Below are 25,051 nucleotides of genomic sequence, written 5' to 3' on the forward strand. Positions count from 1 at the left end.
ATGGAAGCTGTCATGCGTGTTCTCCTGTGGTCGACCAGGAGAACGGTACCGCTGGCTTAGCGGATAGAATAGAACGCCTCAGAATGAACGGTTACCCCGAACCGGCCATCTTAGTTGTCGCTAACCGGTAACGTTAATTGTCGCTCTACACATCAGTGCCATCATACCTGCGCCTCACCTGTTTCATCGTTTCTGCCGGGTATTGACCACTCATACACCAGACCATGATTGTCAGATCTAACCATCGTCGCTATAGTTAAACTCTACAAGGTTCTTAAAACATCTTGGAGGTTCTCCGTGTCAATGAAAGCAACCTCAGTTCGGCTGGATGATGAAACTCTCGAACGGGTCGGTCGTATGGCGGAGGCCATGGATAGGCCCCGTGCCTGGCTCATGGCACACGCCATCAAAAAGTTTGTTGAACAGGAAGAGTGGTTTATCCGGGAAGTGGAGCTTGGTATCGAAGCCGCCGATAAGGAACAACTAGAGGAACATGCTGACGTAAAGGCCAAATGGGAGGCCAAACGTGCAGCTTCAATGGACTGAGCCGGCGACGCAAGATCTCGATAAAATAGAGGAATATATTTCCAGAGAGAATAGTCCAATAGTTGCGACCGACGTCGTACTAGGAGTTATCGAGACAATAGAAATCGTATTGCCAGCTCATCCGCGGGCAGGCCGAATAGGTCGAGTTACCGGTACCCGTGAGTTCGTAATTGAAAGCATGCCCTTCATCGTCATCTACAGACAAGTCGGCTCTGACCGGTTGCAGGTTATCCGCGTACTTCACGATGCACAGCAATGGCCGCCTGCGAATTAGCAACGGGGTTCGGTAGTGAATCACACTGGCAATTCCGGATGCTCATTGGTTTGAGTCAGGCCGCCATGGCCAGCTCGGTTTCCTGTTGATAATACGATGCTTCGTATTCCGAAGGCGGGATATCGCCGATCATTAAACGGGCAGTACGCCAGCCTACGATTTGTCATGAATAGTTAGTGTCCCGAGAATTGGTGTAAATCCACGAGGGTAACACCCCATTCATCCTTGCCGCTGATCACGGAGAGGCACACGGATCGCGCTCCTGAGAGAAGTTCCTGCAGCCAATCAACGATGCTGGGGTCTTGCGCTTTCCCGACGGTTTTCATCTCCCCGTGATGAACGGACCTTGTACCCGCTCCAGACTCACCTCATGTTGGACAAGGCTCCGTCCTGACAATAGACTCATGACGATCACGCTCTTTAATGGTAAATAAATGAAATTCAGTGTCTCCCTAAAGTCGGCAGCACGCCTTATCGGACTGCCCTCGTTGCCGACAATCCGGTCTCTCCAAGGGATTGGCGAGGTATTCAGCGGCACGCGCTCATGCTGAATCGACGAGGCTTCCTGCATGGATTATCGACCCTTGGGTTTGGCTCAATGGCCGCAGGCTCAACATCATTCAGCCCTTACGCCTACGCGCAAATGCCGGCACTTGCCGACTATAAATCACTGGTGTGCGTTTTTCTTTACGGCGGCAACGACTCCTGGAATACACTCGTACCTTACAGCCAGGCAGAATACAGCGCATATGCACGATCTCGTGGTCTGGGTGAGACCTGGGGGTTGGCGTTAGAGCGATCGCAGCTATTACCCATCACGTCTGACGCAGGGGGAAGCGATGGCGCCACGTACGCACTTAATCCGAATCTTCGCGCCCTCCAACCATTGTACGACAGTGGGCGACTGGCAATTATTCCTTCTGTGGGGCCACTTCTTGAACCGACCACAAAAGAACAGTACGTCGACGCCAAGCGGACTGGACACCGGCTACCTGTACAACTCTTCTCCCACAACAATCAGCAGGATCAATGGCAATCGCTGAATGACGGAACTGACGGTCGAACGGGGTGGGGCGGTCGAATGGTCGACCAGTACGAGTCCGCAAACCCTGTAGGCTCCTTGCCAACGGCGCTGGCAGTCGGCACCCAATCGTTACTGATCACCGGCAACCGAAGCGTCCCACTAGTACTCGGTTATTCTGGCGAAGGAGAACTGCCGTTAATAACCTGGGGAGCAAAGTCTTCAGTGCGCGGGCAAATTCTTAAGGATATTTTCACTTCGTCTTCTGAACTGTCGTCAATCTACGGAAGAGCATACGGCGGTGCGAATATGCGCACGCTTCGATACACCGAGGTGCTTGGTCGAACACTTCAGAGCGCGCCAAATATCCCATCACTACCTGATTTCCTGCCAGCGGGCGCCGGATTAAAGCAACAGCTGCGCTCAGTAGCGAAACTTATTGCGATGCGCGAGCAGCTCGGTATGACGCGGCAACTTTTTTTCGTTTCGATGGGCGGCTTTGACAATCATGATGCGCTAATGACGGATCATCCCTTGCTACTCCAGCAGCTTGGTGACGCAATGCAGTCTTTTCAGGGCGCTATGGAGGAATTGGACGTTGCCAAGAGCGTCACCCTGTTTACCAGTTCGGATTTTGGGCGAACACTGACCTCCAATGGTGATGGTTCGGATCACGGATGGGCTGGCCTTCAGTTCGTGATGGGCGGATCTGTTCGCGGCCGACGAATGTACGGGTCCTATCCGATACTTGAGCTAGATTCCGAATCTGAAATTGGGAGCGGAATATTCATACCTGGGTTTTCAGCTGATCAGTACGCGGCAACTCTCGCGCGATGGTTTGGGGTCCCGAACGATCTCTTACCTAGTATTGCTCCAAACCTTGAGAATTTTTCTGTCCGAAATCTTGAGTTCCTCGCGTGAACGCTGCAAGCCGCAGGATCAACAAGAATACTCGGTTTTTTTGTTCGCAAGCCACATGGGGAAGCCGGCGTTCTCGACCGGGCGGCCAGGATCACACTGGCAATATGCCCAATGCCTTGGCGCTCGAGGCAGCCTCAGCAGCTCATGACGGCATTGACGACTCCGACCGCCATAACGGAGACAGAGCACGTGCATCTTTGAAACAGTGCGGCTCGCAAATTATTCTATTTTTTGTCCTATCTATGCTATCTGCGCTCGGACCCGCTCCATCTCTGGCGCAGGACTTCATCGAAGACGTACAGAAAATGTATATCGCCTACTACGGCCGTCCAGGCGATCCAGGTGGTTTAACATTTTGGTCATCCAAAATCCGCGAGGCGAATGGGGACCTGACGCTTATCGCTGAAAATTTCGGAAACTCAAAAGAGTTCACCGATAGATTTGGCTCCCTTAGTGACTCAGAGCTGGTGGATAACATTTATCTTCAGCTACTCGGACGATCTGCCGACCCCGAGGGATTGAATTTTTACGTTGGTAAACTCCAGTCGAATGAGCCTGGCTGGTCTCTTGCATCAATTGCGTTGCGAATTATTGACGGCGTTCCCAGAGGAAGCGCCGACGACAGTTTAATCGATAATAGGCTGGAATTTGCCGGCACATTTGTGCGGGCGGTGAGCGATGGGCTACTGACCTACGAGGGTGATGAACAGGCAAGTGCGCTCAGTTCTATTCTTAGCACGGTAACAATGGATCCTGACAGTCTCACTAACGCCATATCTTCAATCTACAATGACGGCGATAGTGATAACGTCGTGGATGTGTATGACCTTTGCCCGAGCACGTCCACTGGCATTGGGGTCGACTCGACTGGCTGTCCCGCGGTAGCACTGGACGCGTTCCGCTTTCTATCTCAATCAACATATGGCGTGCGCCCGGGAGATATCGATGCCCTCTTGCGCAATGGAACCGGACAGCTCGCCTATGATCGATGGCTGAAAGAACAAGCGAAACTCCCTCCCACCCTCTCGCTGAAGCTGGTAATTGATGAAATCAGGCGGCAAGGAGTTGCGTCCGCCACAGCTGAGGTACATGGCATTCGGACGGATGTCTGGATGCAAATTGCGATGACAGCCGAAGATCAGCTGCGGCAAAGAATGGCTTTCGCGCTTTCACAAATTTTCGTAATTTCAGATCAAGGTGCACCGAGCAAATATCCGCTAATGGTAGCCGACTTCTATGACACGCTTATCGCCCACGCACTCGGAAATTATCGTGACCTTTTTGAAGCGGTAACGCTTCATCCTGCAATGGGCTTGTACCTTTCCATGATGGGCAACAGGAAGTCACTCCCTGGCACAACGCTGCGCCCGGATGAAAATTATGCGCGAGAATCCATGCAGTTGTTCAGCATTGGTCTTTCTCTACTGAACCAGGATGGCACCAGGGTCGAGGACGCAACCGGAGCTGAGATTCCGACATATGGACAGGCCGAGGTTTCCTCCTTTGCACGTACATTTACCGGATGGAATTGGGCGTGTTGGTGGTACGCGACAGAAGGAAGCTGCAACTTCGAGGAAGTATCGGGCGAAAATTACGACGGCGCTGATCAAAACGGTGGCACGAGCAATCAAGTCAAGCCGATGGCGCATTATGAAAATTACCATGACTCGGACGAAAAGCAGTTGCTCACGTACAGCGGAGTAACTCCCATCGGGGGTGTGATACCCGCCGGCACTGACGGGCCCAGGGCTCTTGGCATGGCTCTTGATAATCTCTTCTATCATCCTAACGTTCCCCCTTTCATCTCGAGGCAACTCATTCAGCGACTAGTCACGAGCAACCCCTCACCTGGCTATGTTCAGCGGGTCGCGGACATGTTCAAGGATGACGGAACAGGCGTGCGTGGGAATCTGTTTGCCGTAGCAAGAGCCATTCTCCTGGATCCTGAGGCGAGACCTCAACCTGGCGCTGAAAAGGCAGGCAAGCTAAAAGAGCCATTGTTAAAGGTTTTGCAGACCTGGCGTGCCTTTAACGGAAGGACAGCGAATGGCAGGTTTACAACCCAGGCCTTCTGCTGCCCCGGCGCAGGGGACCCCAGATCCGTACTGGGGCAAAGCCCTAATCAATCGCCTTCGGTTTTCAACTTTTACAGTCCATTTTATTCGCCTGGAGGCGAGATAGCGCAACAGGGCCTGGTGTCCCCGGAGATGCAGCTTGCGCTAGAAAGCTTGCTGGGCCAGCAACTTTCATATTACGCCGTGCAGTCAATCTGGCGCTCCAGGCCAAACTCCAGCGACGAACTCCTACCCGACGACAAGTTCCACTCCGGTGCAGGCGACCTTCTGCACCTCGACTTCAGTCCGTATATCGACATGGCCGGTGAGCCAGATGCCTTGATGAATGCCTTATCAGAAACACTCTTTGGGGATTCGGATCAACTAAGCCCGCAATTACGTGACGGAATTCGACGGCTCATGGACGCTTACGGCCCAGGGCCGAGCCCCGACGCCGACAGCGAGCAAGTAGAAATCTGGCAACAACGACGTGTTCGAGAAGCGGTTTTTTTAATACTCGTTTCGCCGGAATTCGCGGTCCAATAAAATAACCTTTGACGGGCACCGGGCCCCGCTTGAGAGGCCTATGCGACGCACGATGTCTTGGCCAGCTCAGGTTTATTAGCTTTTCTATCGGTTTGACCAATCGGCTGCGAATTCAACGGGTCGAGGCAACACAGACGTTAAATCGGTTGCTCTGGTCTAGTTGCAATCTGGCGGCAAAACCACCTTCCAGCAAGCCGATATAGATAGCTCCCCACCATTCGTGCACCTCTGGTGATTCCCAGTTCACCGTCGCTGTCCCGGAGAACCTGGATAACTGACCCGTCAGCATCGAATTGAGCAATGATCCATGAACGATTTAACCAGGCCGGACAGACGGTCCCGAGGGTCAGTTTTATGTTGCCGTTGACATGCTCCTGCCATTGTTTGTATTTCAATGTCATGAAAGCGCTGAGAGCATGCGATGATGGCGCTTGGCCCCTGAACGGAAGGGGCCGGGTGGGCTCTGGATCAGCCTGGCACAAAACACATCTCCCGAGGCAGTAAATGAGAAAAGTCGAAATAACCAGGGAGCCCGTTGAGCTCTACAAAATTCTGAAGTTTGAAGGACTGACCACTACCGGCGGCGAAGCGAAGCTCCTCATCGGTGACGGTCAGGTCACTGTGAATGGTGAAACCGAGACCCGTCGGCGGCGCCAGATGGTCGACGGTGATGTTATTGGCTTTCGGGGCGAGGAGCTTCAATTGCAATTGCGGGCGGCTGTCTGACTCATTCCCTGAGGTGCTTCTCCCACCCGATGGGGATGGACCAGTATTCGATAACATCGCTCGGTAATCAAGAGCCGCTGCCGGGAGTAGCTCTGGTACCAGCGCTCAGTGGTCGCTGCAAGGCGAGCCAGCACACCGCTTTGAGAAAGTCTGCGTCCACATGCTTTTCCGCCAGTCCAATCAAAACCGGTCCCAACCCGACCATGCCGATGGCGAATCCACAAGCTGGTTTTTGCCATTCTTCGAGTGGTATTCTGCTCGAGACGTGCCCGCCAGAGCCCGATCCAAGCCTGTCTTCTTATGCTAGTGAGATGAAAACACAACGCAAACATACGTGAGTTGCGCGGGTACAAGCGTTAGCCAGAGCTGATTCTTTTAGACTACCGTGACTATTTGGATATCTGGATATGTCATTATATCGAGCAATGTATTTGAGCCGAAGGCGCACCCTGCAGGGGCATAATGTGCTCAAGGAAATTTTGCAGGAAGCTTCGGATCGGAATATGCGCAGGGCAGTAACCGGTTTGTTGATATCTGACGAAGAGTATTTCCTTCAGATACTGGAAGGCAGGTTAGCCGTACTATCCGGCCTGTTCGAAAAAATCTATAAAGACCACCGCCACTACGATGTCCGACTTGTGCTTTTTCATGCGGTGGATTCGCGTCTGTTTAAGAAGTGGTCGATGGGATCTTTACCCGCGGCCAGATCGAGCGCCTATCCCGAGGGCGAGACCTACCTGAAGGCGATTTTTCAGGCAGATATGCAGGAACAGCCGGTGATTGGTCGCGAGGAGATTGAACAGGTTTTCCTCTGGTTTGCCGGACAGAAAGACTCGACGGTTAAATGGGCAAATATTCTGTAAAGGAGCGCCGCATTCTCCCTGAGTGCTCTGGACCAGCGGCTCGCACAACGGCTATCTGCGTCTTGTGCTCACGCGCACGCAGGCCACCGCGGATTTTATCGGCGTCAGCACTGTGCGTGAGCGCCAGTACACGGTGGAACGACTGCGCCGGGACATGATGGAACGCAATACTGCGTAACGGGGTGCTATCGCACGCGGTGCCTCGGGGACACATGCCGCTGGCGTCGGCTGATCGCGCAGTCAGCGCTGGCTGACAGGCTCAGGCGCGGCCAGCGCGCCTGCAGCCCGATCCGGCGCTGCCTGTATGGCCCTTACCGCAGACCACTTCCTGACGACAATATAAAGAAAGCACGCGAAATACAGGCCAATCACCAGCGCTCCCACCCACTCAATGCGCAGGAAGTCGAGTTTGAACAGCAGGGTCAGCCCCACCAGCGCCAGCACGTTGAGCGCCAGATAGCGCGGCATACCCAGCCGGCTGGCCGTGAGCCTCAGGTTATCCGTGTACAGGCGAATCAGCGAGTCGAGCGAGTTGATCACCATCAGCACGCCGACGCTGATCATCGCCATGCTGTTCCATGCGGTAATCTCAAGCCCCTCGGTGTGATAGCGGTACAGTACTGCGAACCAGACACCGATGGCGATGGACGGCACAGCCAGCATGCTGACCAGCAGCTGCCAGGTGCGCAGACCGCTGACGAAGCGCGCGGTGAACTGACCGATCATGATGCTCCAGGAGAACCACCAGAACAGATAGAACGCGTGGTAATCGTTGATCGGCAGCATGAACTGCTGAATATGCCTGAAGTAATCGCCCAGCAGCCGCGCCGTATCGATAAAGTCCGCCGGTGCGCCATCACCCAGAGCGAACGCGCGCAGCCACATGCCGGCAATCAGCCCGATAAACAGCAGGCTGGAGCCCACGCTCAGCAGCCGCAGATAGCGGATTTGTGAACTGGAATAGACAGCCAGACCGATTGCCGTGAATACCAGCGCATAAAACCCCGGCTGCACCGTCTCCCCGTCACCCAACTGCGGCAGGTACCAGGGCAGATTCACCAGCAACAGATAGGCGGTGAAGGCGCAGGTGCCGATGATAACGGCGTTGTTGATCACACGGACGATGGGCAGCGCAAAAAAGCCGACCCGGGGCTCAATCATGGCAAAGTAGAAACAGGTCAGGAAATAGAAGCTCCAGATCAGGAAGGCCCAGAAGCCGAACTCGATGGCCAGCGGGTTGGCAAACCCGTACTCGGGATTCTGCACCAGGTCTGCATAGCCGCGAAACTCGGTCAGCGGGAACATGATCAGGCCCACATCCAGACCGGATGTGAACAGGATCGCCAGGAAGGTTGCGGTCGAAACCGGCATCACGCCAATGCAGCGCACATGCCACCATTTGCACAGAATCAGCACAATGGCACTGAAGGTGAATATCAGTCCACCGGAGAGCCAGAGCGTCACGCGCTGTCTCGCCCGAGGGGCATCACGCAGGCCTGCGCTGCGCCGACCCGGGACGCTGGCGCTCGCGCCACTGCGCATCCATCAGCACCGGCACATCCGCGGCCGGCAGCAGCTCCCGGCCAAGAATCATGTCAGCCGCGCGCTCTGCCACCATGATGGTCGGCGCATTGAGGTTGCCGTTCGGTATCGTCGGGAAAATCGACGAATCCACCACCCGCAGACCCTGCAGGCCGTGTACGCGGGTCTCAGGATCTACCACGGAGAGCGCGTCAGTACCCATCTTGCAGCTGCAGGAAGGATGGTAGGCGCTCTCTACCGCCTGCCGCACAAAGGCATCGATGGCCTCGTCCGACTGGATCTGTGCACCGGGCTGGATTTCTTCACCCCGGTACTCGTCCATGGCTGCCTGCTGGATAATTTCCCGGGTAAAGCGCACGCAGTCGCGAAAGCCCTGACGGTCAGCCTCGTGCTGCAGGTAATTGAAACGGATTGCCGGGGGCTGCCGCGGGTCCGCGGAGCGCACGTGCACGGAGCCCCGGCTCTGTGGCTTGTTGTGCCCGACGTGCAGCTGAAAACCGTCGCCGTTGAATGCCTCTCTGCCGTCATAGCGCATCGCCGCCGGCAGAAAGTGATACTGCAGGTCCGGCCACTCAACGCCCGCGCCGGAACGGATGAACCCGCAGGACTCGAAATGATTGGTGGCACCCAGGCCATCCTTGAACAGCAACCAGCGCAGGCCGATGCCGAGCTTGTTCCACCAGTCCAGCCTGCCGTTCAATGACACCGGCTTCAGGCAGCGATACTGGAAGTAGAACTCCAGATGATCCTGCAGGTTGGCACCTACGCCGGGCAGCGCGTGCTTTACCTCAATGCCGGCACCGGCCAGTGTTTCAGGACAGCCGATGCCGGAAAGCTGCAGCAGGTGCGGTGAACCGATGGAACCCGCCGCGAGGATGACCTCACGTGCTGCGTGCGCCGTGTACACTTTACCGCGGCGCTGATAGCGCACACCCGTTGCCGTATTGCCTGTCAGCAGCACGTTTTGCACCAGCGCGTGCGTGACCAGGCGCAGCGACTCGCGCCCGAGGGCGGGGCGCAGATAGGCGTTGGCGGTGGACCAGCGGCGTCCGTGCTTCACCGTCATGTGCATTCCGCCAAAGCCTTCCTGTCGGGCGCCGTTGTAATCGTCCGTCTCGAAATAGCCCGCCTGCGCGCCGGCGCGTATAAAGGCCTCGTAAAGTGGATTCTGCATGTTGTTGCCGTTGTTCACGCCCAACGGCCCGGCATCACCGCGATAGTCATCACCACCAAAAGCCCAGCACTCGGCCCGCCTGAAGTAGGGCAAAACGTTCCGATAGTGCCAGCCGGTCGCGCCACCTGAGTCCCATTCGTCAAAATCGCGCGCGTGACCGCGCACATAGACCATGCCATTGATGGAGGAGGAGCCGCCCAGAACTTTGCCGCGCGGGCAATGCATCCGGCGATTATCCAGATACGGCTCGGGCTCCGACTGAAACTGCCAGGCGTACTTGCGGGTGTTCATCGGAATGGACAGTGCCGATGGCATCTGGATGAAGGGGCTGCGGTCGCTGCCGCCCGTCTCCAGCAGCAGCACCCTGTGCCCGCCAGTCTCGGTCAGCCGGTTGGCAAGCACGCAGCCGGCGGAACCGGCGCCGACAATGATGTAGTCGTAGTTCTGTGTCTGCATAACGGATGACTCAGGCTCTGGCAGCGTGTGGTCTGGGCCTGCCCACCGGGCTGTTGGCCTTGGTCAAAAGGGCGATTCCAGATCCTGCATGCCGACGTATACCGACTTGATCTGCGTGTAGTGGGCCAGCGTCTCCCGCCCATTTTCCCGCCCGATACCGGACAGCTTGTAGCCGCCAACCGGCACCTGCGCCGGCGAGATGCCGTAGCTGTTGATCCAGCAGATGCCTGCCTGCAGCTGATGGATCACCCGATGGGCACGGCGAATATCCTGACAGAACACCCCGGCGGCCAGACCGGTGTCGATGTTATTGGCGCGGGCGATCACCTCATCCTCCTCGTGGAAAACCAGCACGGACATGACGGGCCCGAAGATCTCCTCCCTGACGATTGTCATGTCATCACTGCAGTTGGAGAAAATGGTGGGCTCGAGAAAAAACCCGCCCGCGGCGCCGGCCGGCGCCAGCGCCCGACCCCCGTAACTCAGCGTGGCGCCTTCGGCAATGCCGGCGGCGATGTAATCCAGCACCCGCGCCCGGTGCCCGGCGGAAATCAATGCGCCGAAATTAGTGTCCGGGTGCATCGGGTCACCCACCCGGATGTTATCGCGTGTACGCTCAAGCAGACGTGCCATGAAGGCGGCGTGGATCGACGCATGCACGAATACCCGGGTGCCGTTGGTGCAGATTTCGCCCTGGGTGTAGAAATTGGCCAGCATCGCCGCGGAAACGGCATTTTCCAGATCGGCATCATCAAAAATGATCAGGGGGGACTTGCCACCCAGCTCCATGGTGACATCCTTGACCGTATTGGCGGCAGCCCCCATCACTGAGCGACCGGTCGCCACCTCGCCGGTAAAGGATACCTTGGCGATGTCCGGATGGCCAGTCAGCCATTGGCCGACGTCTGCGGCACCCTGCACCACGTTGAAGACACCGGCCGGGACGCCGGCCTCGATGAAGATCTCCGCCAGCCTGACCGCACCCAGCGGCGTTTCCTCCGACGGCTTGAAGATCATCGCGTTGCCGCAAGCCAGTGCCGGACCCGCCTTCCAGCAGGCGATCTGCAGTGGATAATTCCAGGCACCAATGCCGGCGCAGATCCCAAGCGGCTCCCGGCGCGTGTAATAAAAATCAGGGCCCAGGTCCTGCTGAACACCCTCGATGGACGGCGCCAGCCCCGCAAAGAACTCGATCACATCGGCGCCGGTAACCACATCGACCGCTTCTGCTTCCTGCAGGGGCTTTCCGGTATCGCGCACCTCCACCGCCGCCAGCGCGCTATTACGATCGCGCAATAGGGCCACGGCGCGGAGCAGGATGCGGCTGCGCTCTGTGGCCGTCATCGCAGACCACGCCGCAAAACCTGCCCGGGCGCTGTCGATTGCGGCCTGCTGCACAAGGGCATCAGCGACCTCTACCGTGTAGATGGTTTCACCGGTGCCAGGATTGACTACCGGAAAGCGCTCACCGGTATCGTTGGCAAGAAAACGTCCGTGCACAAAATTTTGCAAGACCGGCAGCGCAGTAGACATACAGAACAATCACCCTGACATGGCGTGTGGACGCGCTCAGACAGAAAGGATGCAGAGAACCGCCAGTCCACACCCAAAGGCTCGTATCATCTCACAGAGCGACGTCGGCAAACAAAAGCGGTCTGTTCCACGGCGGCGCTGACCAGGCTACCCCCCGGGCCCGTTAGCCAAGGGTCGCATCGAGAAACATCATTACCGCGAAACCCACCATCAGGGAGAAGGTCGCCACCGTCTGAAAACCGCCGCGGTGGGTTTCCGGAATGATCTCATCACTGATAATAAACAGCATGGCCCCCGCCGCGAAGCCCAGTGTCCAGGGCATCAGAGGCGCGGCCAGCGACACTGCCGCGCTGCCGAAAAGGCCGCCCAAAGGCTCGGCGAGCCCGGTAAGAAAGGCCACCAGGAACGACTGCATGCGCGTGTAGCCGACCGCCAGCAGTGACACTGCGACCGCCAGGCCCTCGGGGATGTTCTGCATGCCTATACCGGTGGCGAGGCTGATGCCGTTGGAGACATCGCCGTCGGCGAAGCCTACCCCCACGGCCATGCCCTCGGGAAAGTTGTGCAGGGTGATGGCGACAATGAACAGCCAGATGCGCGCCACGGCAGCCACCTCCGGCCCCTCGCGGCCGGTAATAAAGTGCTCATGGGGAGCCCATCGGTGGACCAGCTGCAGCGTAATCGCTCCCAGCAGCAGGCCTGCAGTCACCACGGATACCGCGATAACGCGACCACCGAACTGCGCTTCGCCGTGATCAATAGCCGGCAAAAGAAGCGAAAAGAAGGTCGCCGCCAGCATGATACCGGCGGCGAAGCTCAGCATCATATCTTCCAGCCAGTCCGACAGGCGACGGATAAAAAACACACCGGCGGCACCGATGCCGGTGGCGAGCCCGGCGCCAAGGCTGCCGAGAAAGCCAAGCCAGATGACGTTAGTGGCTGCGGACACGCCTGTCATCGCGTAACGGCGTCCACAGACGGGTTCCATCCAGCGCTTCCTGCAGCCTGTGTGACAGATCTTCCCGCAGACAGGGTTTTCACAGCAGCACACCTCGATCGGGCAGGCCCCGGCTCAACCTGCGAGCAGTCGCGGATCTGCGCGATCACGAGCGTCATACCAGTATCGGCAGGCACGTGTCTTGGCGGGTCCGGTGGTGCTTTGCATGTGTCCTGCTGCCGCCGTAAAGCGCTTTTCACCCCGGCTTTTCCTGTCACGCGGGTACTCATCTCCTCAGGCTAATGCAGAACCGTTTGTTTGACGAGGGCTGCGGGGAAATCAAAACCTCGTGCGGGCGGACGTGGTCATATAAGCCTGCGGGATCAGGATGCGCTGGCAGACACTGCCACGCTGCCGGGACTGCTGTGAGGTTTGAACAACGGCTATACCTCTACTACCTTTACGGATGATGCCACACTCGGGGTTTTCTTCATGCTGAAAACAATAACGGTCAATAATGGGGGAATGCGTCGCGCATTCCTCGCCGCGCTGCTCTTGTCAGCAGCAGCCTTTACACACGCAACACACGCAAAACCGCCGGGCAACCTCTCTGTTGCCGCGTGCGCGCGCGATATCACACCGGTCAGCGAAGGGCTTGCCGAAGCCTACGAGGACAGGTTTGGCGAAACGCCGGCTCTGAATCATAGCGACCCGATCTACATGGCGGGTTTCGGCACAGGGCGTGAAGCAACGGATTACAACGACCGTCTCTGGGCGCGTGGCGTCGTGGTCAAAGGGCGCGGGGGCACGCTCGCACTGGTCTCGCTTGACCTGATAGGGTACTTCAATAATCAAGTGGATATTGTGCGGGAGATGGTCGAAGGCATCGATTATCTCGTGGTGCACAGCTCCCATCAGCATGAAGGTCCGGACACGCTGGGTATCTGGGGCCCCGATCCGACAACGTCGGGGGTTGACCCGCTGTACCTCGACTTTGTCAACGATGCCATCGCAGACTGCATCACCGAGGCATCCGCGTCGCTTGTGGCCGCCCGAGTCAAAGCCGGCACGATCACCACAGAAGGTCTCAGCCTGGGCATCAGTGTCGACGATGATGGATTTGGGGTGGCCGATCAGGTGGTCTTGAAGGACGACCACCTTCTCGCGCCGGACACCAACGGCCGCATCGTTGATCCCAACCTCGTTGTGCTGCAGTTCACAGAACGCGCACGCAAAAAAAATGTGATAGCCACTGTGGTGAACTTTGCCAGTCATCCGGAAGTGCTGTGGTCTGCCAACACCGTGCTGACGTCGGATTTTCCGCACTATGTCCGCGAGCGACTCGAGCAGGAGTACGGAGGAACGGCGATCTGGGTCAGCGGTGCGCTGGGCGCACTGCAGGGGCCGGATCGCATAGACGTTTCCGAGGATGGGATCAATCCCGTGATTGAGCGGTCCTTCGATTTTGCACGCGTTCACGGCAACCAGCTCGCTGAACGTGCGATAGCCGCGCTCGACAGGAAGCCCGGGCATCCGGCTCCCGTAATCGCCTATTCGCAGCAGAAGCCGGTTGCCGTGCCGCTGGAGAATCCGTACTTCCGGTTCTTTTTTGCGACCGGCGTACTCGGCAACGGACGAACACTCGTCACCGACGGTCAGCCCGATACGTCGATAGGGTTTCCATTCCCACCTCCCTTTGACGTTATCCCACAGGCCCTGGGAGAAGGCCTTGAGACTGAGGTGGGCGTGGCCCGCATCGGTGATGTGGGTCTGATTGTCGTGCCGACAGAGCTCGATCCGCAGATCGGGAGGCGATACCGGGCGGCGCTTGAAAGCGTCGAGCACAAGCTTATTGTCGGGCTCGGAAACGATGAGATCGGCTACCAGGTTCCCAGTGAGAAGTTTGATCCCAGTTGCAATCAATGCGCACCTTTCATTCTGGCTGGGGTACCGGAATTCTGCCCCGTCGTGAACCCGGATTGCGGCACGGTGTTTCAGAACAACATTGGCAGCCAGCTCGATCCTCTGATCAGCGACGCTCTTATGGAGAGCATCGGAGACATCAACAAAGTCAAGCCCTGAATGCACAGAATTGCTACAAAACTCGCTATGCAGGTCGCCGCACTTCTTGGCGCCGTGCTGATCAGTGCATCGAGCGCTGCCCATATCGATGTGGTGAGAATATCGCTTGCTCAGCTCTATCTGGGAGCCGAGGTCGCGGGTATCGTGCGTATCGACTCCGTCGAAGACCATGATTTCTCCCATGGAGGGCCGCCGGCCCTGCGGGAGGTTTTGAGCGCGACGATGCTGCATCAGTACAAGGGCGAGCCACGACAGCACGTACATTTTTTTCTGGACGCTCATGGCCCCGCGGACTACCGGGCGGGCGACCTCGCGGCGCTCTTTCTCGAGGCAACAGACCCTGCGGATCCTCTTCATCAACTGAGCCCCGAGGGGCCAGAGGTGTTCGTTTCCCGTCAGGTGCGAAACACAGAGCATCGATTAACCGTTGATGAAGTCGAAGACTATCGCAGGGTGCTCGGCACCTACGCAACACCTCGCTGGGGAGGGAAGCAGACCAAACCGGCGGTATCTGAAACACTGCTTTATATGCTCGCTTCTGGTTCGATCAGCCTTGCGCAGTCGGCTCTCATTGACTGGCAGAATCTCGGTGCTGCTGTCGATTTCAGCGAAACGCAGATTGATGCGCTAACCGGACTGACACGGAGTGCGGAATGTCCGATTCATCTGCGACTGTCGATTCTGAAAACGCTCACGGCCCAGAAGCTTGTGGCGCAGACGGCCTGGGACCCCCTCTTTGAGTCAGAGGACGGAGACAACCTGCTGGCTCTCGTCAGGGCAACGCGTGGACGCGAACACAAGCACTTCCAGCCCTATCTCGTACGAGCTCTCGGCAGCGATTCCCTCGTGCTCTCAGGGGCCGCGGCGCGAGCGCTGGCTCATCCCACTTATGCAGGGGTCGAACCGCTGCTGGAGACGCTGCTGAGAGATGACGACTTGCGCCTGAACTACGCGGCGATTTCGGGCCTACTCGGAATTGGGAGTCCCGCCGCGGATGCGATGCTGCGACAGGCTGCCGAGAGTCATGCCAGCAAAAGAGTAAGACGTATGGTCACCGCACGCCTGCGGGCGTCACTTGACCGGGGTTAGCGGTCTAGGTCAGAAGACCGGGAAGCCGCATGGATAAAGGGACCACGCATTCCGCTCAGCCTGGCGGCCCGAGACAACGGCTTTCGACTTTATGTCTATTTTGCCTACACGTGATGCCTGAGGTAATACCGTTGTCGCCGTCTCAGCCAACCCTCTCGACGGCGTCACCATGACCGGCCAGGAGATCACCGAACCATCATGGCACACCCGGGAACTCGGTTACGCCGCCGCGCTTTTCGGGTTTGCGCTCACAGCCCTGGGTGTGGCGACCTTTCAGAGTGACCCCGAAGCCTGGGCGCATGCATCGCCGGGCGCGATTCTTTTCTTCGTGGTGTTCGGCATATTTACCATTCTTACTGGCTACCGCCACGCGGATGCCGGTTATCTGTCGTTCGCTCGCATTGCGCAGGTGTCTGGCATCCTTGTGCTGGGTCCCCTCCCTGCCGCCTGGGTCAACGGTTGTGCGTCGCTGCTTTTTCCCTGGGTTCGTGGAGGGCGCTGCAGGCCTGTGCGCCATCTTCGTCGCAATTGTGATAAACCGGATGGAATTTCCCGTGGTGCTGTTGATGCTGGCGTTGTTCGCGACTGGCATGCTGGTGATCAGCCAGTTTGCGCGCATGCGTAACCGTCTTGAGGAAATCGTCAATGAGCGAACGCGTCTCCTGCGCGAGCAGGCCACTGAGCTCGAGCAGCAGGCAACGCATGACCAGCTCACCGGGCTGTTCAACCGGCGATTCGCCGAGCGTTTCCTGGAGGAGGGAATAACCGATTTCATCGAGCAGCAGCGCAACTTCTCGATAGCACTGGTGGATCTCGATCACTTCAAACTCGTGAATGACACCTTCAATCACGAGAAATGCATCCGGGATACGACCGCAGTCGGCTTTTACGCACCGCTGACGAGCGCCTGTACCTGGGCAAGCGTGCAGGACGCAATAGGGTAACCGCTGACCCTGTTGCGTGATAAAAACCCCGAGGGGCCAACGATAACAATCTAAATTGGAACGCATGATGCCTGCATCGATCACACGGATTGAAGATCGCCCCGGTCTGCCCGAGCTTATCCTCCGTCACGGCGACGCGTACCTTCGCCTCTCTCTCCAGGGCGCCCATATCACCAATTACTCACCTGCGGGTCAGGACAACCTCCTGTGGGTCAGCAACTCCGCACGCTATCAGCCGGGTACTGCGATCCGCGGCGGCATACCCCTGTGCTGGCCCTGGTTCGGCGCCAACCCGGACCTGCCGGTGCGCCCGCAGCACGGCTTTGCCAGAACGAGACGCTTCGAGGTTCTCTCGCAACAGGTCGATACGCAGCAGGCGTCCGTGATTCTGGGTCTTGATGCGTCGTCGGAGTTTCCAGAGTGGGACGGCGCCGCGCGACTCGAGGTGGAGATCCGCCTCTCTGGTCACCTGTGGATGGAACTGCGCACGACCAATGTATCGGATCGAGAGCTGGCCGTCGGCGTCGGCCTGCACGGCTATTTCCGGGTCGCTGATTGCCTTGCCGCTGTCCTGCCGGCTGTCACTGGTCTCGACTACCAGGACAAGACTGCGGATTTCGCGCGCAGGACGCAGACCGCTCCGCTGCGGATCGACGGCGAGGTTGACCGGGTGTACATCGACCCACCCTCTATGATTGAGCTTCACGATCCCGGCCACCCCAGCCGCCTGCGTATTCAGGCCTGGGGGCATACGGACCTGGTGGTCTGGAATCCGGGGCCGGACATCGCGCGGGCTCTGGGTGATTTCGACGACGGTGGCTACCGCAACATGGTTTGCCTGGAGCCTGCTCTCGCCCTCGACCGGCGCAGGCGCCTGGCGGCCGGTGCGAGCTTCGCGGTGGGTCAGGCAATCTCTGCCCAAAAGGGCGCATAAGCTCACGATTCCCAATTGCGCTACTCCGTGTCGTCGAGACCGCCACCAATCAGCCTGCCACCGCGCACCCAGACATCTCCATCCACCGTCACGGTCGTATCCGCAAAGAAGTTCCAGCGCACGTAACCGCCTCCCACCTCACCACCCAGTTCCGTGTTGTCACCGAGTGACAGGCGAACCACGCCCGCGCCATAGCCGTAGTAGGGAATCCATGGCTGCTCCTCGGGCACGGCGAGCAGCGGATTGAAGCCGAGGGCGAACTCGCGGAAGGCGCGCCCAGCGCCACCGGCAGCGGCCATCTCAGCCTTGACGGCGTCCTCGCCTTCCCCGGCGGTCACGTCGATCACCTGGCCCTTGTCGAAGGTCAGCACGAGGCCCGAGACCGGCTCGCCGGACCACTGGGACGGCGGAAAGGCGATGGTGCCGTTGACGCTATCTTCTATCGGTGCCACACGCATGACGCCGGCGGGCAGCTCGATTTCGCGATCGACGAGCACGCGGCCAGCGTCGGTGCGCGCACCGGAGGCATCGCCATCCTGAAGGTTCACCGGTCGATCGCCGATACGAAAGCGGATATCGGTGCCGGCAGGGCTGGTCACGCGGATTTCGCTGCCGCGCATGGCCGCCTCGAAGCCCTGCAGTGTGCGGGCAAGGGCGGCGTAATCCGTTTCCAGAACAGCACGCTCGTAGGTCGCCTCGAGCACGTGGACAGGCGGAAGGGGGTGCCCGGGCAGGGGAACCGCGCTGTTATTGCCAAGCCAGTGGAAATGCACCGTGCGCCCCCGGCCGGCACGCAGGTTGTCCTGTATGGCCGCGTACGCGGGGTGATCAGGCGTGGAGCCAGGCAGCATGACTGAGGCATCCACGTCCTTCAGCAGCTCAGCCAGCGCGGGCCTTGCCGCGGCGTCCGCACTCTCTATCACATCCGACCGCCAGCTTTCAGGTATCGGTTCGCCAAGCACATGGATAACCCCCAGGTCGACCGCGCCGGCTTCCATGACGGCATAGCGCAAATGCGGAATCAGGCCCTCAAACTCACCGGGGTGCGCCACCGCAAGGAAGGTTTCACCGGGCTGCAGGTCCAGCTGCTCGACCATGCGCCCGGCCATTGCCTCGTAGTCCAATGAAACGTCCAGCGAAACATCCCGCAGCGCCGTCTGCGAGTGAACCGCAGCGGCGGCGAGGAACAGCGTCATGAAGAAAACGGGAATTCGCATCATAGGAGTCCTTGTTGACATCGCTTACTGATCCAGTGTCCTGCTCGACTCTCCCCTTTGCGCAATTTCATGGTTGAATAGCGATGACTCGGGAAAAGCACGACATCGGGCGATACTCTCACTCTGCCGCGCCAGACGGGCCCGGCTTCAGGGACGGATGCACTATGACAATAAACCGGACTATTTGCATGTTTTTGCTGGCCGCGCTGCCGGCGTTCGCCACAGGCGCCGAGACCTTCAGGGTCGGCGAGCTGGAGGCGCCGCGAGGCCAGCGTGTCTCGGGCTTCCTTCCCGTGCCCGAAGGTGTCGACGAGGGCAGCCAGATTCCCGTAACCATCCTGCACGGGGCCGAGGACGGTCCGGTCCTTGCCCTGATTGCCGGAACCCACGGCTACGAATACCCGCCGATTACGGCGCTGCAGTCCCTGCGCGACGAGATAGACCCGGCAGCGCTGAGCGGCACCATCATCATGGTGCATGTTGCCAACCTGCCATCCTTCCTGGGGCGCACCATTTACTACAGTCCGGTGGATGGCCAGAACCTCAATCGGATGTACCCCGGCGATCCAACCGGAACCCTCAGTCAGCGCATCGCTCACGAGATAACGACGAAAGTCATCGACGCGTCGGACTACCTGATTGATCTGCACGCAGGCGATGGCAACGAGGCGCTGCGTCCTTATGTCTATATGCCAGTGATCGGTGACGCCGAGCTGGACGCACAAACAAAGGGCCTGGCCCTGGCTTTCGGCCTTGACCATATTGTCATTGACGAGCGCGCGGCGGATACCTCCGGGCCCGCCCGCTTCACTGACCAGACCGCGCTGGTCCGCGGTATCCCGGCAATCACCACCGAGACCGGTCAGTCAGGCTCCAATGATCCGTACTGGGTTGGACTTGCGGAAAACGGGGTGCAGAACGTGCTGCGACACCTGAACATGCTGCCCGGCGATGAGTACATCAACGAAGGCGTCACCTGGCTTGGGGATTACCAGGTCATTGCCAGCCCGCAGTCTGGCATCTTCCGGGCGGTAACGAAGGATGGCTATGTCGTGTCGGAGGGCGCGCTGCTGGGCGTTCTCGTGGATTTCTTCGGCGATGAGATCGCGGAAATACGCGCCCCGTTTTCCGGCGTCGTCAATTACGTGATCAGCACGCCACCTGTAAGCCAGGGCGAGCCTGTCGCGATGCTGAGCAAGATTCGCGAAGATTGACGAGACCAGCGCATCGAGACAGCACGCCATTGCGAGGGGTGTCGTGATCGACTGCCACTGATTCGACCACCTCGCTCGTGCGCGGTATGAACGTATCCGATGCAGACTTGGTCACGACAGTGGCAGCCGATATACTCGTCCCGTGACCTGCCGGTCATCGATAAAAATGCAGAATAAAAACCAAGAGGCCTGATTATGCGTCAACACACCACCCTGGGGCGTGCCCTGATTCTCATTGCAGTCACCTCAACACTGATCGCCTGCTCGGGTAGCGAGAGTACGGCACCGCTGCCATCGGTGACGCCACCGGCAGCCCCCCAGCCACCGGAACCACCCCCCGAAGAAACCCCGGAAATCACGCGCGTCCACGATGACCGCGTGTTTACACCCGCCGAGGATGTGTCGTTCGAGCCCCAGGCTGGCGCGCAGGCCTTTTTTGGCGTTTACGAGGGCATTCAGGGCGACGCGGTCTATTCGGCGGAAATTCCCGATACCTGGAACGGCGGCCTGGTGATGTACACGCACGGCTTCCGCGGAAACGGCGAGACACTGACCGTATCGATTCCCGACCCCGCCTGGCGTGGCACTGTGCTCGGTGCCGGGTATGCCTGGGCAGCCTCGTCGTTCTCTGCCAACTACTATGATGTGCGAGCCGGCGTGGAAGACACCAACCGGCTGGCCACCGAGGTCATGGACTACATTGAGCGCGATTTTGGCCAGCGCTTTGACGAGCCCGGCCAGCGGCTGATTTCCGGCTACTCCATGGGCGGACACATCGCGGCCGCCGCGGTTGAGCGCGAGGCGCGGGACAGCGCCCGCTTCAGGGTAGACTACGCCGGTGCCGCACCTTTCTGTCAGTCCGAACAGAATCAGTTTCAGTGGCTGGGTGACTACCCGTTGCTGGCACAGACCCTTGCCGGGCTCGGCGACCGGCCACGCGAAGACTTTCCGGCACTGGCGCCACAGATCATTGGCACACTGTTCGAGCTTGACGACAACGGCAATCCGACCTGGGTCCCGGCGAATGCCGAGGGCGAACGCCTGCGGCAGGCCGCCATACAGCTGACCGGCGGCGAGCGCCCGATCTTCGCCGACTTCGGCTTCGTGCAGAACACGTGGCAGGAGGCCGTGCTTTCTACCGGTGGGGCCGACGGAACGATTGACGGTATCCTCGCGGGCAACATCTACAACAACCAGCAGCGTCAGTACCGCTTTCGCCGCGGCGGGGAACCGCAGGCTGATGAGCAGGAACTGAACGACCGCATTGAGCGCGTGGCTGCAGATGATAACGTCAACGCGCCGCGCGAGGACGGCGTTCGCTGGCTGCCCCTGGTCAACGGTGAGTTCGATGTGCCGGTACTGACGTTGCACACGCTCGGGGATTTCTACGTGCCATTCCGCCACCAGCAGCTTTACCGCGAGCGCGCGATCGATAGTGGTGCCGAGGATCTGCTGGTACAGCGCGCTATCCGGGCACCCGGACACTGCGACTTTACCGGGACTGAGATCGTCACTGCACTCAGCGACTGGCTGCGCTGGGTAAACGGCGGCCCCACGCCGGCTGGCGATGAGGTGCTGGACGCGGAGGTCGTGGCTGACGCTGACTACGGCTGCGCGTTTACCGCTAACGACGGAACGCGGGATCGTTCGGCCCTGCCCGCCTGCAGCGCGCCCTGACCGGCTGCATTGAAGGCGCGCAATGCGGCCGCTGGTCATGAAAAAAAACCCTGTCTATACTCGGGACACGCCCGGCCAACGGGCTCTGTTTTTCCCACAGCCCAATCACCCAACAAAACGGCGGAGCATCATGACATACCTACGCAGTTTTTTTGTCGCCTTACTGGTTCCTGTTTCCCTGCTGCTGGCGACTGCACAGCCGGCTTATTCCTACGATGAAGCGCTGTACGACGCGATGGAATATCGTCTTGTCGGCCCCTACCGCGGTGGCCGCTCCGCCACCGTGACCGGCGTCCCCGGCGATCGCAATACCTATTACTTCGGCGCGGTCGGCGGTGGTGTCTGGAAAACCCATGACGGCGGCAGCAAGTGGGAGAACATTACGGATGGCTATTTCGGCGGCTCCGTGGGATCGGTTGCCGTGTCCGAGTCGGATCCCAACGTGATTTACGTCGGCCTCGGCGAAAAAACCATCCGCGGTAACGTCTCCTCCAACTTCGGCGTCTGGAAGTCTACCGATGCCGGCAAGAGCTGGTCGTTCATTGGCCTTGAGGACACCCGCCACATCGGCCGCATCCGCGTTCACCCCACCAACCCCGACATCGTGTACGTGGCCGCAATGGGCGACCTCTGGCAGCCCAGTGAGGCACGCGGCGTCTACAAGAGCACCAACGGCGGCGAGACCTGGGAAAAAATCCTGTATGCGAACGAAGATGCAGGCGCGGTTGACCTCACCTTCGATCCCGGCAACCCGCGCATTCTTTACGCCAGCACCTGGAATGTGCGCCGCACGCCGCACAGCCTCTCCAGCGGCGGCCCCGGATCGGACCTGTGGAAGAGCACCGACTCGGGGGAGACCTGGGAAAACCTCACGGCACTGCCAAACATGCCCGAAGAGCCGCGCGGCATCATCGGGGTCACCGTCTCGCCGGTGAATTCCGACCGGGTCTGGGCCATTATCGAGGCCGAGGACGGCGGCGTCTTCCGCTCGGACGATGCCGGAGAAAGCTGGGAGAAAATCAACAGCGACCGGGCGCTGCGCTCGCGGGCCTGGTACTACACGCGCATCATTGCCGACTCACAGAACGAGAACACCGTCTACGTCATGAATGTCTCGTACGGCAAGTCCACCGATGGCGGCAAGACGTTCAGCCTGCACCGCGCTCCCCACGGTGACCATCACGACCTGTGGATAGACCCCGAGAACAACCGCCGCATGATCATTGCCGATGACGGCGGCGCCCAGGTTTCCACAGACGGCGGCGACAGCTGGACCACCTATCACAACCAGCCCACGGCTCAGTTCTACCGCATCGCCACCGATGATCACTTCCCCTACCGCATCTACGGGGCTCAGCAGGACAACTCCTCCATTCGCATCCCCCATCGCAGCGACGGCGTCGCCATTACGGAAAGCGACTGGGAGGTGACGGCCGGCGGTGAAAGCGCGTATCACGCCATCGACCCCGACAACAACGACATCATCTATGGCGGCAACTACAAGGGCTACCTCTACCGCTACAACCATGAGAACAGCCAACGCCGATCCATCAACGTGTGGCCGCTGAACCCGGCGGGCTCCGGCGTGGAAGTCATGAAGTATCGCTTCAACTGGAACTTCCCGACCTTCTTCTCGCACCACGATGACGACAGGCTGTACGCTTTTTCGAACCAGGTGCACGTTTCCACCACCGAAGGGCAGAACTGGGACACCATCAGTCCGGACCTCACCCGCGCCATACCCGAAACGCTGGTGTCATCGGGCGGTCCCATCACGCAGGACAACACAGGGGTGGAGTTCTACGCCACCATTCTCACCGCCAATGAGAGCCACCATGAGGAGGGCGTGCTGTGGACCGGCTCCGACGACGGGCTTGTGCACCTTACCCGCGATGGCGGCGAAAGCTGGCAGGACGTCACGCCGCCTGGAGCGCCGGAACTGCTGATGTGGAACTCGATAGATATCCACCCCACCGAGAAGGGCGGCGTCTACCTGGCGGGAACCCTGTACAAGACCGGTGATTTTGCGCCTTACCTGTACAAGACCACCGACTATGGAAAGACCTGGACAAAAATCACCGCCGGTATCGATCCGCTGCACTTCACGCGGGTCGTGCGCGCCGATCCGGAACGGGCGGGATTGCTCTATGCCGGCACCGAATACGGCATGTACGTGTCCTTTGACGACGGCGACAGCTGGCAGACCTTCCAGCTGAATCTGCCCGAGGTGCCCATCACCGACCTGCAGGTTCGCGACCGCAACCTGATTGTCGCCACCCAGGGGCGCAGCTTCTGGATCATCGATGATCTGTCACCGTTGCACCAGTTGAACGACGCCGTGGCCAGTGCCGACGTGCACCTGTATCAGCCCAAGCCCAGCTACCGCCTCCGCCAGGGTGGCCGCGGCGAGCGCGATCCCCTGCTGGAGGGCGAAAACCACCCACAGGGCGTCATGCTCTATTTCCGCCTGAAGGAGGCGCCCACGGCGTCCGACCCGGTTCGCCTGGAGATTCTGGAGGAAGATGGCACGCTGGTGAAAGCCTTCACCAGCGATGCCGGCGATGATGAGAAAGACCGCAAGCTGGAGGCACAGCCGGGGACGAATCTTTTCGTCTGGGACATGCGCTACCCGGATGCCGTCGCCTTCGATGGACTGATTCTCTATTCCTCCAACACCCGGGGACCCACCGCCGTACCGGGCACCTACCGGGCACGACTGACGGCCGGTGGCAACAGCGTGGAGCAGGACTTCGAGATTCTGAAAGACCCCCGGGTCAACAGCTCACTGGCGGACCTGCAGGCGCAGTTCGACTTCCTGATAGAGGTTCGCGACAAGCTCTCGGAAGCGCACCAGGCCGTGATCGACATCCGCAGCCTGCGGACAGATCTGGACTACCTGCAGGGCAAGCTGGATGACAGGTCTGAAGGCAACGCCGGGGCAGCGGCGATCATCGAGGCGATTGCGGCCCTGAAGGAAGAACTCGGGGTCATAGAGAACAATATCCACGAAACCCGCAATGAGGCACAGCAGGATCCGCTGAACTTCGGCATCAAGCTCAACAACCGCCTGGCGTACCTGGCGATGCACGAGTCCGCCGGCGACTTCCGCCCGACCGACCAGGCGGTCGAGTACAAGGCAGAGGTGTCAGCGCAGATCGATGAGGAGCTGGCCACGCTGGAGACACTGCTGACTGATTCGCTGCCCGAGATCAACCGGATGATGAAACAGCAGAATATCGAGGTTCTCCCGGTTCCTTGAACGGCCGGGCCGCGAAAGGCCGGGCCGCGACAGGCCGGGCCG

20 protein-coding genes are annotated in these 25,051 nt (G+C 59.3%); 15 read left to right on the forward strand and 5 right to left on the reverse strand.

All coding sequences use genetic code 11. From position 1 onward, the window contains the following. Positions 1–303: 303 nt before the first annotated feature. The 7 genes from EV688_RS05665 (at position 304) to EV688_RS17380 (ending at position 7,129) form a co-directional block, all read left to right on the forward strand. Positions 304–546, forward strand: a complete 243-nt coding sequence (locus EV688_RS05665; protein ID WP_240624229.1) for a CopG family ribbon-helix-helix protein — start codon at positions 304–306, stop codon at positions 544–546. Next, positions 527–820 (forward strand): type II toxin-antitoxin system RelE/ParE family toxin, encoded by a 294-nt coding sequence (locus tag EV688_RS05670; protein WP_117314803.1) that lies wholly within the window; start codon positions 527–529, stop codon positions 818–820. The genes EV688_RS05665 and EV688_RS05670 overlap by 20 nt, the downstream gene beginning before the upstream one ends. A 544-nt stretch (positions 821–1,364) precedes the next feature. Beyond that, positions 1,365–2,762, forward strand: a complete 1,398-nt coding sequence (locus EV688_RS05675) for a DUF1501 domain-containing protein (RefSeq protein ID WP_117314804.1) — start codon at positions 1,365–1,367, stop codon at positions 2,760–2,762. A gap of 104 nt (positions 2,763–2,866) precedes the next feature. After that, on the forward strand, positions 2,867–5,362 hold the full coding sequence (locus EV688_RS05680; protein ID WP_117314805.1) for a DUF1800 family protein: 2,496 nt from the start codon (positions 2,867–2,869) through the stop codon (positions 5,360–5,362). A 504-nt stretch (positions 5,363–5,866) separates the two neighbouring features. Next, positions 5,867–6,088, forward strand: a complete 222-nt coding sequence (locus EV688_RS05685; protein ID WP_117314806.1) for an RNA-binding S4 domain-containing protein — start codon at positions 5,867–5,869, stop codon at positions 6,086–6,088. Positions 6,089–6,513: 425 nt separating this feature from the next. Next, complete coding sequence (locus tag EV688_RS05690; protein ID WP_276309850.1) at positions 6,514–6,951, forward strand: BLUF domain-containing protein; 438 nt, start codon at positions 6,514–6,516, stop codon at positions 6,949–6,951. Between the two features lie 22 nt (positions 6,952–6,973). Next, on the forward strand, positions 6,974–7,129 hold the full coding sequence (locus tag EV688_RS17380; protein WP_162883775.1) for a hypothetical protein: 156 nt from the start codon (positions 6,974–6,976) through the stop codon (positions 7,127–7,129). A 62-nt stretch (positions 7,130–7,191) separates the two neighbouring features. Here the strand turns inward: EV688_RS17380 and EV688_RS05695 are convergent, their stop codons facing one another. The 4 genes from EV688_RS05695 to EV688_RS05710 all read right to left on the reverse strand — a co-directional run bounded on the left by EV688_RS05695 (position 7,192) and on the right by EV688_RS05710 (position 12,644). Beyond that, complete coding sequence (locus EV688_RS05695) at positions 7,192–8,415, reverse strand: BCCT family transporter (RefSeq protein WP_117315219.1); 1,224 nt, start codon at positions 8,413–8,415, stop codon at positions 7,192–7,194. A gap of 22 nt (positions 8,416–8,437) precedes the next feature. Continuing rightward, positions 8,438–10,123, reverse strand: coding sequence for a choline dehydrogenase (gene betA, locus EV688_RS05700; protein ID WP_117314808.1), 1,686 nt, complete (start codon positions 10,121–10,123; stop codon positions 8,438–8,440). 63 nt (positions 10,124–10,186) lie between these two features. Beyond that, positions 10,187–11,656 carry a betaine-aldehyde dehydrogenase gene (gene betB, locus EV688_RS05705; RefSeq protein WP_117314809.1) on the reverse strand — a complete coding sequence of 490 codons (1,470 nt, stop codon included), beginning with the start codon at positions 11,654–11,656 and terminating at the stop codon, positions 10,187–10,189. A 163-nt stretch (positions 11,657–11,819) separates the two neighbouring features. After that, positions 11,820–12,644 (reverse strand): ZIP family metal transporter, encoded by an 825-nt coding sequence (locus tag EV688_RS05710; RefSeq protein ID WP_240624211.1) that lies wholly within the window; start codon positions 12,642–12,644, stop codon positions 11,820–11,822. Between the two features lie 441 nt (positions 12,645–13,085). Between EV688_RS05710 and EV688_RS05715 the strand changes: the two genes are divergently transcribed. From EV688_RS05715 to EV688_RS05730, 5 genes are all read left to right on the forward strand, one after another. Beyond that, the gene (locus EV688_RS05715) at positions 13,086–14,675 is read left to right on the forward strand and encodes a hypothetical protein (RefSeq protein WP_131917560.1); all 1,590 of its coding nucleotides are present in this window, start codon (positions 13,086–13,088) and stop codon (positions 14,673–14,675) included. Positions 14,676–14,702: 27 nt separating this feature from the next. Then, entirely contained in the window at positions 14,703–15,764 is a 1,062-nt protein-coding gene (locus EV688_RS05720) for a HEAT repeat domain-containing protein (RefSeq protein WP_131917562.1), read from the forward strand. Between the two features lie 169 nt (positions 15,765–15,933). Then, positions 15,934–16,389, forward strand: coding sequence for a hypothetical protein (locus EV688_RS17385; protein WP_162883776.1), 456 nt, complete (start codon positions 15,934–15,936; stop codon positions 16,387–16,389). After that, positions 16,355–16,708, forward strand: coding sequence for a GGDEF domain-containing protein (locus EV688_RS17390; protein WP_162883777.1), 354 nt, complete (start codon positions 16,355–16,357; stop codon positions 16,706–16,708). The genes EV688_RS17385 and EV688_RS17390 overlap by 35 nt, the downstream gene beginning before the upstream one ends. A 67-nt stretch (positions 16,709–16,775) precedes the next feature. Further along, entirely contained in the window at positions 16,776–17,642 is an 867-nt protein-coding gene (locus EV688_RS05730) for a D-hexose-6-phosphate mutarotase (RefSeq protein WP_165876881.1), read from the forward strand. Between the two features lie 20 nt (positions 17,643–17,662). Here EV688_RS05730 and EV688_RS05735 read toward each other — a convergent pair whose 3' ends face one another. Further along, on the reverse strand, positions 17,663–18,862 hold the full coding sequence (locus tag EV688_RS05735; protein WP_162883778.1) for an aminopeptidase: 1,200 nt from the start codon (positions 18,860–18,862) through the stop codon (positions 17,663–17,665). A gap of 185 nt (positions 18,863–19,047) precedes the next feature. Here EV688_RS05735 and EV688_RS05740 point away from each other — a divergent pair, with 185 nt between their 5' ends. The 3 genes from EV688_RS05740 (at position 19,048) to EV688_RS05750 (ending at position 25,009) form a co-directional block, all read left to right on the forward strand. Then, positions 19,048–20,073: a M14 family metallopeptidase gene (locus EV688_RS05740; protein ID WP_240624212.1), complete on the forward strand. Its 1,026-nt coding sequence runs from the start codon at positions 19,048–19,050 to the stop codon at positions 20,071–20,073. A 195-nt stretch (positions 20,074–20,268) separates the two neighbouring features. Beyond that, a complete protein-coding gene (locus EV688_RS05745; RefSeq protein ID WP_117314816.1) occupies positions 20,269–21,750 on the forward strand; it encodes an alpha/beta hydrolase in 1,482 nt (493 codons plus the stop codon). 130 nt (positions 21,751–21,880) lie between these two features. Continuing rightward, a complete protein-coding gene (locus EV688_RS05750; protein WP_117314817.1) occupies positions 21,881–25,009 on the forward strand; it encodes a WD40/YVTN/BNR-like repeat-containing protein in 3,129 nt (1,042 codons plus the stop codon). Positions 25,010–25,051 lie beyond the last annotated feature (42 nt).

The organism is Chromatocurvus halotolerans (assembly GCF_004340525.1).
Taxonomy (GTDB): domain Bacteria; phylum Pseudomonadota; class Gammaproteobacteria; order Pseudomonadales; family Halieaceae; genus Chromatocurvus; species Chromatocurvus halotolerans.